Here is a 12784-nt window from a genome sequence, read left to right on the forward strand (position 1 = left end):
GCCATGAACAAGTCCGCCGCCCTGCCCATGCAACATGTTGACCACGCTGAACGCCGCGGCCTGCTGCTCGGCTTCATCGGTGTGGCCATCTTCAGCCAGACACTGCCGTTCACGCGCATGGCCGTCGCCGAGCTGGATGCCACCTTCGTGGCGCTGGCACGCGCGGTGCTGGCAAGCATCCTGGCGCTGGGCCTGCTTGCGGCAACCGGCGCGTTTTCTGCGGCCAAACGCCCGCGCGGCAATCAGTGGTGGCAACTTGCAGTGACGGCGATGGGCGTGGTGGTGGGTTTTCCGCTGTTTTCATCGCTGGCCATGCGCGATGTACCGGCCGCCCATGGCGCCATCATCACCGGCCTGCTGCCGCTTGCAACCGCCATCTTTGCTGCCTGGTTCGGGCGCGAGCGGCCGTCCGCAGGGTTCTGGCTCTGCGCAATGGTGGGCAGTGTGCTCGTCGTTTCATTTGCCCTGCTGCAAGGAGCGGGCGCCCTGCACCGCGCCGATTGGCTGCTCTTCGCCGCCATGGTGACCGGTGCCCTCGGCTATGCCACCGGCGGCAAGCTCGCGCGCGAACTGGGCGGCAAGCAGACGATTGCCTGGGCGCTGGTCGTCTCGCTGCCCGTGCTGCTGCCGCTGGTGGGCGCGCTTGCGTGGCTGCCGTCGACACATCAGGCCGAAGCGCTGGCGCATGCGTCGTCCCGCGCCTGGATCGGGCTGGCCTACGTGTCGGCCTTCTCTATGTTCATCGGCTTTCTGTTCTGGTACTCCGGCCTGGCGGCAGGCGGTGTTGCGCGGGTCGGCCAGATACAATTGCTGCAACCTTTCATGACGTTGATCGGCGGCTGGCTGCTGCTGGGCGAATCGCTCGACGCGCCTACCGTGCTGTTTGCGTTGGCTGTGATTGCCGTGGTCGGCATCGGCCGGCGAACGTCGGTACGCCGATAGCAACGTCTTCCTCTTTTGTTTACCGCACTCACCAAGGAGTCTTCATGACCGCCTCGCACGACGCACAGGCCAAGCTCAAGCAACTCGGCATCGAACTGCCCGCCGCCGGCGCCCCGGCTGCCGCCTACGTCATGGCCGCGCAAACCGGCAATCAGGTCTTCCTGTCCGGCCATATCGCCAAGAAAGACGGCAAGCCGTGGGTTGGCAAGCTGGGCGCCGACATGACCACCGAACAAGGCAAGGCCGCGGCACGGGCCATCGCCATCGACCTGATCGCCACGTTGAACACGCACCTGGGCGGTGACCTCAGCCGCGTCAAGCGCATCGTCAAGGTGATGAGCCTGGTCAATTCCACGCAGGAGTTCACCGAGCAGCACCTGGTGACCAACGGCGCATCGGAACTGTTCGCCGACGTGTTTGGCGACGCCGGCAAGCACGCCCGCAGCGCCTTTGGCGTCGCGCAGATTCCGTTTGGCGCGTGCGTCGAGATCGAGCTGATTGCCGAAGTCGCCTGAGCGACGCTTTTTCCCGCAGTCTCTAAGGTGACGGCCCAATATTGGATGGGCCGGTTGCCTGCTATTCTTTTCGCTTTGCCCACCCACGGCGCCTGCTCACGAGGTGGGCGCCGCAACACTAGGACCACACCATGGACCACACCGCCTGCACCTTCTCCAGCCGCGCTCAGAAACTGACCAGCTCGGCGATCCGGGAAATCCTCAAGATCACCGAACGTCCTGAGGTCATTTCGTTTGCCGGTGGCCTGCCCGCCCCCGTCACCTTCCCGGTCGAAGCGATTCAGGCGGCGTGCGCTCGCATGTTTGCTGACAACCCGCAGGCCTCGCTGCAGTACACCCCGACCGAAGGCCTGTCGGTGCTGCGTGAGTGGATCGCCCAACGTCATGGCACCACCGCTTCGCGCGTGCTGATCACCACGGGCTCGCAGCAAGGGCTGGACCTGCTGGGCAAGATCTTCATCGACCCGCAAAGCAAGGTGCTGGTCGAAACGCCGACGTACCTGGGTGCGCTGCAGGCGTTCTCGTTGTTCGAGCCGACTTATACGTCCATCGCCACCGATGACAAAGGCCTGCTGCCGGACGCGCTCACGCCAGAGCTGGCTGCCGGTGCGCGCTTCTTCTACACGATCCCGAACTTCCAGAACCCGACCGGCCGCCGCCTGCCGCTGGACCGCCGCCAGACCCTGGTGGCCCGCGCGAAGGAACTCGGCGTGCTGCTCGTGGAAGACGACCCGTACGGCGAACTGAGCTACACCGGCGACGCCCTGCCGTCGCTACGCTCGCTCAATCCGGACGGCGTGATCTACATGGGCTCGTTCTCGAAGATCCTGGCGCCGGGCATGCGCCTGGGTTACATCATCGCGCCCGAACACATCCACTTCAAACTCGTGCAGGCCAAGCAGGCATCGGATCTGCACACGCCCAGCTTCACGCAGCGCGTGGCGTACGAGGTACTGAAGACCGGTCTGCTCGATACGCACATCCCGAGCATTCGAAACCTCTATGGCAAGCAGTGCGAGGCGATGCTCGACTCGCTGACGCGCCATATGCCGGCCGGTGTGCACTGGAACCGACCGGAAGGCGGCATGTTCATCTGGGTGGAGGTGCCGGAAGGCATCGATACGATGGCGCTGCTGGAAAAGGCCGTCGCGCGCAACGTAGCCTTCGTGCCGGGCGCACCGTTCTATGCCAACGCGCCGCGTCGCAATACGCTGCGCCTGGCGTTCGTGACGGTGGCACCGGAGCGCATCGAGCAAGGCATTGCCGTGCTGGGCGAATTGATCCGCACGGAAATCGCAGCGCTCACGCCCAAGGCCGCCTAAATTACATAACAATCCATTCCATCCATTCAAGAAAGGAGCCATCGTCGATGCTGCGGATCTGGGGAAGACTCTCTTCGGTCAACGTTCAGAAGGTCGTCTGGTGCGCGCACGAGCTGTCGCTGGACCATGAGCGCATCGACGTCGGCGGCGCCTTTGGCGGTGTCGACACGCCGGAATTCAAGGCGATGAACCCGAACGGCATGATCCCCGTCATCGAGGACGGCCTGAACGATTCCGGCGACACGCGTTTCGTGCTGTGGGAATCCAACGCCATCGTGCGCTATCTCTCGGCACGCTACGGCCCGGGCAACCTGTATCCGCTCGAACTTCACGAGCGCGCCGATGCCGACCGCTGGATGGATTGGCAGACCACGTCATACAGCCCGTCGATGGTGGATGCGTTCCTCCAGCTCGTGCGCACGCCGGAAGACCAGCGCGACGCCGCGCGCATTGAACGCTCGCGCCAGGCCTCCGAGCGCAGCACGGCCATTCTCGAAGCCGTGCTGGCCAAGCAGCCCTACGTGGCCGGCCAGCGTTTCACCATGGCCGACATCGTGTGCGGTTGTGCTACGCACCGCTGGCTCGGCTTGCCGATGGAGCGCCCCGCCCGACCCAACCTTGAGCGTTGGATGACGGAGTTGCGCGATCGGCGCGCTGCTCGCGAAGTGCTGGCGCTGCCTGTCGTATAAGCCATCAGCAAAACCGATTGCGGTAGCATCACCAACCGCGCACGGCACCTACGCCGGCGCGGTTTTTTGTTTTCACCGAGGGAAACCCGGATGCCATTGAACCGACCTTCCACCACCGTCGCCACGATCCTGTGGGGCGCGCTTTACCTGGTTGCCGCCATCGTGTCGCACCGGCTGAACGGGCCGGTCGACATGACGGGCTACATCTGGTTGCCGGCGGGCGTGACCATGGCCGCGTTCATGCTGCGGCCGTACCGCGAATGGCCGGGGCTGGGGGCAGCGTTTGCCGTGGCGCAACTGGCGCTGGCGGCCATTGAACACACCAACCCGGCCCACGCGATGCTCTTTGTGCTCGACGAGGCGGGCAGCGCGGCGCTGGCCGTGGCGCTGGTGCGGCTGGCGCGCGTGCCGCTTGAAGGGCTGTACTTCGTACGCGCGATGCTGGTGGCGGGCGCGGTCAGTGCGCTGCTGGGGGCGCTGTTCGGGGCGGCATGGTTTGCGTGGTCGCAAGGCGGCTCGTTCGGTCACGTGCTGCGCATCTGGGCGGCGTCGGATTTCCTGGGCGTGCTGATCGTCACGCCGGTGCTGGCGGCATGGTCGCGCTTTCGCGCGTTCCGCTCGGGCGGCACGGACCGTACGGATTTCGTGCTCGGTCTGGCGGCCGTCGTTGCGCTGGCGCTGTCGGCGTACGTCATCTTCGATGGCAACAGCGATGCCAAATTTGGCGACGGAATCGGCTTTGCGCTGACGTACGTCCCGCTGTTCTTTGCCGTGGTGGTGGCCCTTCTGTGGGGCGGACGCGGTGGCTCGATGGCGGTGCTGCTGCTCACGCTGGTGGCGCTCACGCAAACCGCTGAGGGCGACGGCCCCTTCGCCGTGCTGGATCATCACTATGGCCAGTCGCTGCTCGAAGCGCAGCTGTACCTGGGCATTGCCGCGCTGCTGGTACTGCTGGTGAGCGCGCTCAAGACCACGCGCGAACAACTGCACGAGCAAAGCGCGCAGTGGCAGAACCGCGTGGAACTGGCGTTGGCGGCGTCGGGCCAGCTCGTCTACACCATCGACCCCGCCAGCGGCCGCATCGACTGGGGCGGCGACGTCGCCCTCGTGTTCGGACACGAACCGGCAAGCATGGCGTCGATCTCGACCGTGCTGCAACTGGTGCATCCGGATGACCGCGATGCGCTGCGCGCGCGTTGGCTCGGGACAGGCGCACCGGAAGACGAGATCGTAACGCCCACACGCCGCCAGACACTGCGCATCACCGCGCGCGACGGCACGCTGCACACCGTGGTGGATACCGGTGGCCCACTGACGGACGCCGTTGGCAATACCGCGCTCGTAACCGGTACCTGGTCGGTCGAGACCGCACTGTGACCCCATCGGCATCCGGCGGCACGGCTGTGCTGCTGATCCATGGCCTGGGCGGCACAGCCTACGACCTGGGCGTGCTGCAGAAAGCGCTGCGCAGCGCCGGCGCCGTCACGCACGTGCCGACCTTGCCCGGCCACGGCACGCGGCCCGAAGACCTGATCCACATGCGCGCCGAAGCGTGGCTTGAAACGCTCACGCAAACCTATGAGCGGCTCGCCGCAGAGCATGACACCGTGCATATCGCAGGGATGTGCATGGGCGCACTGCTGGCGCTGGTGCTGGCGCATCGCGTTCGGCATGGCATTGTGCGCGCGCAAGACAGGCTGGCGCTGCTCGCCACGCCCATCCATATCGATGGCTGGTCGACGCCGTGGTATCGAGATCTGCGCTACGCGGTGTATCGCATCCCGGGCATGGCTGCGCGCATGCGCGTGGAAGAGGACGAGCCATTCGGCATCAAGAACCCGCTGTTGCGTCGGGTCATCAAAGCCAAGCTCGCACGCGGCGACAGCTTCCACTACCCCTGGGTGCCACTGGCGTGCATTCGGCAGGTGGATCGGCTGCGACGCTGGGCGCTGGCCGGGGCGCCCGATACGCAGTGCCAGACGCTGGTGATCCATTCGCGCGAAGACGAACTCACCAGCCTGCGCTCCGCCGAAACGCTGCAGGCCGCCCTCCCCCATGCGCGCAGCGTGGTGCTGGAAAACAGCTACCACATGATCTGCGTGGACAACGACCGCGACCAGGTTGCCGCAGAGGTCCTCGGCTTCTTCGGTTTCGACCCAGCGGTAGCCAGGCGCAAGAGCCCAGCCACCGCGGAGTGATCGCGCCAATCAGGCGGCCGGCCCCACACTTTCGTGCTCGTGCGCCGCGTCCAGCCTGCGCTGCCGTTCGCTGCCCTTGAACACGCCCCGCACCACCACAAAGAACACCGGCACCAAAAACACCGCCAGCACCGTCGCCGTGATGATCCCGCCCAGCACGCCCGTACCGATGGCGCGCTGGCTGGCCGATGCCGCACCGCTCGCAATCGCCAGCGGCACGACACCAAACGCAAACGCCAGCGACGTCATCACGATCGGCCGGAAGCGCAGGCGCGCTGCCTCCAGCGTGGCTTCGATCAAGCCCATACCCTGCGCCACCAAATCCTTGGCAACTTCGATGATCAGAATTGCGTTCTTGGCCGACAGGCCGATGGTGGCAATGAGCCCGACCTTGAAGTAGATGTCGTTGGGCAGGAAGCGCAGCGTGGCGCCCAACAGCGCGCCCAACACGCCCAGCGGCACCACCAGCATGACGGCCAACGGAATCGACCAGCTCTCGTACAGCGCGGCCAGACACAAAAACACGACGAGGATGGACAACGCAAACAGCGCCGGCGCCTGCGCACCCGACAGACGCTCCTCGAACGACTGGCCTGTCCACTCGTAGCCGAAGCCCTCAGGCAGGCTGCGGGCAATCGACTCCATCGCCGCCATGGCCTCGCCGGAGCTGTGACCGGGTGCAGGCGAGCCGGTGATCGTCATGGCCGGAAAGCCGTTGTAGCGATCCAGCTTAAGCGGCCCGACCATCCACTTCGTGGTGGTGAATGCGGATAGCGGCACCATGGCCCCCGTCGCGCTGCGCACGTGCATGCGGCCAAGCTGCTCGACCGAGACGCGCTGCTTGCCGTCTGCCTGGACGATCACGCGGCGAACCTGGTTGCGGTAGACGAAATCGCCCGCGTAGTCGGAGCCGAACATCACGGCCAGCGTGCGGTTGATGTCTTCGATCGACACGCCCATCGACAGGGCTTTCTTGCGGTCCACATCGATCAGGACCTGAGGCGCATCGCCCTGGCCCGCGAACGTGACTTCCGATAGCGCAGGATGCTTGGCCGCCTCGGCCAGCATGTGGTCGCGCGCCTGCGCCAGGCGCTCGTAGCCGGCACCGCCGCGGTCTTGCAAGCGCAGGTCAAACCCGGGCTTGCCGCCCAGTTCCGGCAGCGCGGGAGAGTTCATCGCCATGACCATCGCGCCCTTGATCTTGCCGAACGCCGCGTTGGCGCGTTCGACCACGGCATCGACATGCTGGTCATCGCCCTTGCGCTGCTTCCAGTCCTTGAGCGTCAGGAACAGCATGGCCGCGTTCTGGCCGTTGCCGTACAGGCTGAACCCCGTGATGGCCAGCGTGGACGCAACGGCCGCCTCCTGCGTCATGAAGTGCTGCTCTGCCTGCCGCACGACGTCGAGCGTCTGCGCCTGCGTAGCGCCAGTCGGCAACATGACGACGGTCATGAATTCGCCGGTATCTTCTTCCGGCAGAAAGGCCGTCGGCAATTGCATAAACAGCAACACCACCGCGCCGATGATCGCGCCATACGCCACCAGTGCGCGGCCCGTGCGGTTGAGCAGCCGCGCGACACCGTTCTGGTAGCGCGACGTCAACCGCGCAAAGCCCCGGTTGAATGCACCGAAGAAGCCCTTGCGCTCGGCACCATGACCGGCCTGCACCGGCTTGAGCAGCGTCGCGCAAAGCGCCGGCGTGAGCGTCAGCGCCAGGAATGCCGAGAAGACCATCGACACCGCCAGCGACAGCGAAAACTGCCGGTAGATATTCCCCACCGCGCCGCCAAAGAACGCCATCGGCACGAACACCGCCGTCAGCACCAGCGAGATGCCGACGATGGCCCCACTGATCTGGCGCATCGCCTTAGCCGTCGCCTCGCGCGGCGAGAGCCCTTCTTCGTGCATCACGCGTTCAACGTTTTCCACCACCACGATGGCATCGTCGACCAGAATGCCGATGGCGAGCACCAGGCCGAACAGCGTCAGTACGTTGATGGAAAAGCCCATCGGCAGCATCACCGCAAACGTACCCAGCAGCGCGATCGGCACGACCAGCGTCGGGATGAGCGTCGCGCGCAGGTTCTGCATGAACAGCATCATCACCAGGAACACCAGCACCACGGCTTCGAGCAGCGTCTTGACGACCTGCTCGATGGCAATGCCGACAAAGCGCGAGCTGTCGTACGCCACTTCGTAGCGCACGCCTGGCGGGAAATGCGCCTGCGCTTCGTCCAGCACCGCTCGCACGCGCTTGGCCACACCCACGGCGTTGGCGCCCGGCGCGAGCTTGATGCCGATGGTCGTGGCCGGCTTGCCGTTCATGCGCGAGAGGTACAGGTAATCGCTGCCGCCCAGTTCCACGCGGGCCACATCGCGCAGCAGCACCATGCGGCCCTGCGCGTCCGCACGCAGCGGAATCTGGCCGAATGCGTCCGGCGTGGTGAGCCCATCGTCACCGGTGACGCTCGCGTTGATGGGCGCGCTGCCCGGCACGGCTGCGCTGCCGATCTCACCCACGGTGATGCGCGCGTTGTAGCGGCGCACGGCATCGCTCAAATCACCCGCGGTGAGGCCCAATGCGGTGAGCTTGTCGGCATCGGGCCAGATGCGCATGGCGTATTCCGCGTCGAACAACTGCGCGGTGCCGACGCCCGGCACGCGGCGCAACTGCGGGATCAGATCAGACGAAGCGAGGTCGCCCAGGTCGATGCCGTCAAAGCGGCCGCGCTCGGCTGCCAGCGACAGATACATCATGTAATTCTCGGCCGCCTTCTCGATGCGGATGCCGTTGCGTCGCACGACTTCAGGCAGGCGCTCCTCGACGATCTTCAGCCGGTTCTGCACCTCCACCGCCGCAAGATCGGGGCTCGTGCCCTGCGTGAACGACAGGTTGATCGACACGTTGCCCGCCGCGTCGGACGAAGACGACATGTACAGCAGCCCCGGCGCGCCGTTCATCTCGCGCTCGATGATGGCGGTGACGGCGCTCTCCACCGTGCGCGCGGACGCGCCCGGGTAGTTGGCCGAGATGCTGACGTTGGGCGGCGCGATGTTCGGATACTGCGCCACCGGCAGCTTGGGCAACGCGAGCACGCCGGCCAGGATGATGGCCAGCGCAATCACCCAGGCAAAGACCGGGCGGTCGATAAAGAAGCGTGCCATGGTCAGCCCTTCTTCGGCTTCGTGTCGGCGCGCGGTGCCGCAGGAACCGGCTTGACCGCCATGCCTGCTGCCAGCGTCTGCATGCCGGGAATGGCAATGCGCTCGCCGCCGGACAGGCCGCTCGTCACCAGCCATTGATCGCCAGCCAACGTTTGCGCAGCCACGGGCTGCGCCGCCAGCGTGTTGTCTGCCTGCACCACAAACACCGTCGCCCCATGGCGGTCGCGCTGCAACGCGCCCTTCGGAATCGTCACCGCGCCTTGCCGCACAGCGTGCGAGAGCTTCACGCGCACGTACATGCCGGGCAGCAGCAAGCCATCGGGGTTGGGCAGCACGGCGCGCATCGAAACGTTGTCGGTCGCGCGGTCCACCGCCAGATCTGAGAACAGCAGCTTGCCAGGGCGCTCGTACGCCACGCCATCGCTCAGGATGACCTGCACGCCGATGTCCTGGCCGCTCAATGCAGCGGCCTGGCCCTTTTTGAGCGCGCGCTGCAAGGCGAGCACCTCGGCGGCGGGCTGGGCAAAGTCGACATACATCGGGTCGATCTGCTCGACGGTGGTGAGCGGCGTGGCAGCGTCTTCCTTGACCAACGCGCCTTCGGTCACCTGCGCGCGGCGCGAGCGGCCGGCAATCGGGGCTGTAACGGTGGCATAGCCCAGGTGCAGCTGCGCGGTTTGCAGCGCAGCGCGGCTGGACACCACGTCCGCTGCAGCCTGACGTTCGGCGGCTTGCGCTTCTGCGTATTCCAGCTCGCTCACGGCGCGCGTGGCGGCCAACCCCTCGTAGCGCACAGCCTTGTCGCGTGCGATGGCGAGCTGGGCCTGCGCGCGGGCAAGCGCACCTTGCGCAGCGTCCACCTGTGCCTTGAGCGGCGCGGGGTCGATGCGGAACAGCACCTGGCCGGCCTTGACCAACTGGCCTTCGTCGTAGGCGCGCTTAAGGACGATGCCGTCGACGCGCGCACGCACTTGCGCCGTGCGATACGGCTCCAGGCGGCCGGGCAGTTCGGTCACCAGTGGCGCATCCGAGCGTTGCGCAACGGCAAACCCGACCTCCGGCGGGCCGGCCGGCTTGGCGGTGTCATCTGCATGCTTGCCGCACGCCTGCAACACAGCCAACGCGCACGCGCACAGCAACCACCGGGACGAACGGGAACGACGGAACAACACGGAGAACATCATGAGAAGGGGGCTGGGCGCGACCGCGCCCGAGGTCTTGAAAAAGCGAAGCGGAAGGCTAGCACGCACATCCGCCGCAAGCTGATCGATTGATTTTTCAATCTGATCAAGACCTTACGAAGCAAGCAGTGCCAGCGCGTGCAGGCAGGTGCGCTCCCGTTTGATGCTGTTTCAGAAGACGCGGCCGAGCTGCAGGTACACGTTCCACACGCCCTGCGGCGCCACCGCAAAACCGAAATACAGCGGCCCGATCGGGCTGTTGCCGCCAACGAATACGCTGCCGCTCTTCAGGTAAGGGCCCCGCCCGAAGTTGTTGCGCAGTTGCCAGACGTTGCCGGCCTCACCGCTGGCGCCGAACACGGGCGTGCGCAGGCCGAGCAGATCGTCGATACGAAGGTCGTACAGATACGTGAGCCGGCCGTAGAGGAGGTACTGGCCATTGAACTGATCCTGCGCGTAGGCCGAGAGATGCTGGAAGCCGCCGAGGTAGAAGCCTTCGTTGGCGCCACTGCCACTATTGCCGCCGTTGTCGCGCGTGGGGCTGTTGGCGCCGAACTGCCCGGCACCTTCCAACGCCATGTTGAACGTATGGCGCCCGTAGCTCGTGGCCCACAGCCCCTTGGCCTGCGCGGTGTTGTACTTCTTGTCGAGCGAACCGAAACCGGCTTCCATGCTGCCAAACAGGTAGTAGCCGCTGCGGGGAAACAGCGGATCGTCGAGCTGGTCCAGCGTGAGCTGGGCACGAAAGGCCGGCTGCTGAGCGCGCAAGGTATCCAAGGTCGTCGCATCCACGATATTCCCGGACTCGTCCGCGATCAGTGCCAGATAATTGAACGTCGCCGTCTTCCTGACGTAATTCACGCCTAGGCGCAGTTCACCCTTGCGGCCCAACGGGATGCCCAGGTCAACGCCAGCGCGCGCTGTCTCGATTGTCAGGTTGTTGAACGGCTTGGCGTCTCGGGTTGGCGGCAGATCGTCAAAGTAGAGATCCGATCTGCGGCGCGAATACTCCGCATACGGCGCGATGTAGAAGCCGCGCGCCTGCCACAGCGGCTGCCGCAGTTCGGTGTGGATGCCCGCCCGGTTGCTGCCGAGCACGATGTCATTGCGCCACTCCAGCCCACTCTGCGTGAGCCACGGATACCGATGGCCGAGGTTGACGTTGAATGCGCCGCGCCCGTCGAAGTTTGTCGACATGCCCAGCCCGAACAGGAAGAACTGGTTGCCCCACGACTTTTCATGCGCGTCGATCTTGAGCGTGTGCACGCCGTTCTCTTCCACGAGTTGCTGTGTGACGGTTTCGAAGTCGCCCGTGGTGGCCAGCGCCGACAGCTCGCGGTTGAGCGTTTCGGCGTCATACGCATCGCCTTCGCGCACCTTGATCAACTGGCGCACACGCGCGGGCGGCACGCGGCCGCTGGTCGTCACGTCAATGGCGTCAATGCGTGCGCCCGCCACCAGCACGCCCTGCGGCTCATGGGCCGCGCGGTACACGGCATACGCCTGCGGCGACAGCGACAACGCCGCAAGCTTCGCTTCAGCGCCCTGCGCCGCACGCTCGCCCTGTCGCACGCCCTGCGGGCCCTTGGCGAAATCGGTAAATGAAAGCTCCGAGAGCTGCGGCTCGATCAGCACATCCTTGCCGCGCAGCAGCGCCTTTTGCGCGCGCACGTTCTGGCCAACGAGGATGGTAATCATCTGCTGCGTCACCGCCGCCGGCGAGGCCAGGTCTTCCGGCCGCTGCAAGTCCGACCCGATGTTGACGGCGATGATGATGTCTGCCCCCATGTCGCGTGCAAGCTGCACGGGCAGGTTGCTCACCAGGCCGCCATCCACGAGCGTGCGTCCGCCCACTTCGATGGGCGCGAACAGCCCAGGCACCGCCATGCTGGCCCGCATTGCCAGCGGCAGCGAGCCGTGGTCGAGAATCACCCCGTCGCCCGTGGCCAGATCCGTCGCCATGGCCTTGAACGGAATCGGCAGGCGCGAAAACTCGATGTTGTCGGGCCACTGCGCCGTCCAGTTCTTGAGCAGCGCGAGCAGGCGGTTGCCCTGCACCAGGCCGGTGGGCAGCTTGAGCTTGCCGTCGCCATAGCCGGCGGACAAGCCGATCGGATACTGGAAATCATCCTCGCGCAGCGATTGCGGCAGCTTGGCGCGATCGTTGCGGTCGAAGGCGATGTCGCTCAGGTCGACCTGCGAGAGCTTCTGCTCCAGCGCATCCGCACGCATGCCGCTGGCGTACAGCCCGCCCACCACGGCGCCCATGCTGGTAGCGGCAATCACATCCACGGGAATGCGCATGCGCTCCAGCATCTTGAGCACGCCAATATGCGCATAGCCGCGCGCCCCGCCGCCCGAAAGCACCAGACCGATACGTGGCCGCGTCGATTCGGTGTTCGCCTGGGCGGGCGCTGCCGCTGTCTGGCCATGCACGGCGGGGGACAGCGTCGCCAGTGACACAAATGCGGCGAGCACGGCAGCAGCCCATCGGGAGCCGCATCGGCGAATCGGAAAGGCCGTCAGAGAAGCCATGGATAGGGGGCGAAATGGGGTGGTGGTCTGCGCTGCAGGCGCAATGATTCCACAACCCGGATTTACCCGGTGCAATTGCTTGAGCCGCGCCATACCACGCGCTGGCGCCGATGAATACTTTTCAGGGCGAAAGTGACAGAATATTGCCGTTACCCGGACACGCTTGTTCCTACAATCCGCGTTTGCCCCTGCGAAAAAGGGGCAGCAGAAGACGTTCGGTATCGAGAAGAACCGAAA

9 protein-coding genes are annotated in these 12784 nt (G+C 65.6%); 6 read left to right on the forward strand and 3 right to left on the reverse strand.

The window, feature by feature from the left end; genetic code table 11:
- The first annotated feature begins 3 nt into the window (after positions 1-3).
- From DOD19_RS10330 to DOD19_RS10355, 6 genes are all read left to right on the forward strand, one after another.
- Positions 4-942 (forward strand): DMT family transporter, encoded by a 939-nt coding sequence (locus DOD19_RS10330; RefSeq protein WP_112185340.1) that lies wholly within the window; start codon positions 4-6, stop codon positions 940-942.
- Positions 943-986: 44 nt separating this feature from the next.
- On the forward strand, positions 987-1457 hold the full coding sequence (locus tag DOD19_RS10335) for a RidA family protein (RefSeq protein WP_004629056.1): 471 nt from the start codon (positions 987-989) through the stop codon (positions 1455-1457).
- Positions 1458-1588: 131 nt separating this feature from the next.
- A complete protein-coding gene (locus DOD19_RS10340) occupies positions 1589-2779 on the forward strand; it encodes a PLP-dependent aminotransferase family protein (protein WP_112185342.1) in 1191 nt (396 codons plus the stop codon).
- Between the two features lie 47 nt (positions 2780-2826).
- A complete protein-coding gene (locus DOD19_RS10345; RefSeq protein ID WP_024976206.1) occupies positions 2827-3468 on the forward strand; it encodes a glutathione S-transferase in 642 nt (213 codons plus the stop codon).
- A 90-nt stretch (positions 3469-3558) separates the two neighbouring features.
- Positions 3559-4845 carry an MASE1 domain-containing protein gene (locus DOD19_RS10350; protein WP_024976207.1) on the forward strand — a complete coding sequence of 429 codons (1287 nt, stop codon included), beginning with the start codon at positions 3559-3561 and terminating at the stop codon, positions 4843-4845.
- Positions 4842-5666: an alpha/beta fold hydrolase gene (locus DOD19_RS10355; protein WP_112185344.1), complete on the forward strand. Its 825-nt coding sequence runs from the start codon at positions 4842-4844 to the stop codon at positions 5664-5666. Before DOD19_RS10350 ends, DOD19_RS10355 begins: the two co-directional genes overlap by 4 nt.
- 9 nt (positions 5667-5675) lie before the next feature.
- On the opposite strand, the gene DOD19_RS10360 is transcribed toward DOD19_RS10355, so the two are convergent.
- From DOD19_RS10360 to DOD19_RS10370, 3 genes are all read right to left on the reverse strand, one after another.
- Complete coding sequence (locus tag DOD19_RS10360; RefSeq protein WP_112185346.1) at positions 5676-8831, reverse strand: efflux RND transporter permease subunit; 3156 nt, start codon at positions 8829-8831, stop codon at positions 5676-5678.
- Between the two features lie 2 nt (positions 8832-8833).
- Positions 8834-10012, reverse strand: coding sequence for an efflux RND transporter periplasmic adaptor subunit (locus tag DOD19_RS10365; RefSeq protein WP_204360056.1), 1179 nt, complete (start codon positions 10010-10012; stop codon positions 8834-8836).
- Between the two features lie 171 nt (positions 10013-10183).
- A complete protein-coding gene (locus tag DOD19_RS10370; RefSeq protein WP_112185349.1) occupies positions 10184-12547 on the reverse strand; it encodes a patatin-like phospholipase family protein in 2364 nt (787 codons plus the stop codon).
- Positions 12548-12784 lie beyond the last annotated feature (237 nt).

The organism is Ralstonia sp. GX3-BWBA (assembly GCF_003290055.1).
Lineage (GTDB): Bacteria > Pseudomonadota > Gammaproteobacteria > Burkholderiales > Burkholderiaceae > Ralstonia > Ralstonia holmesii.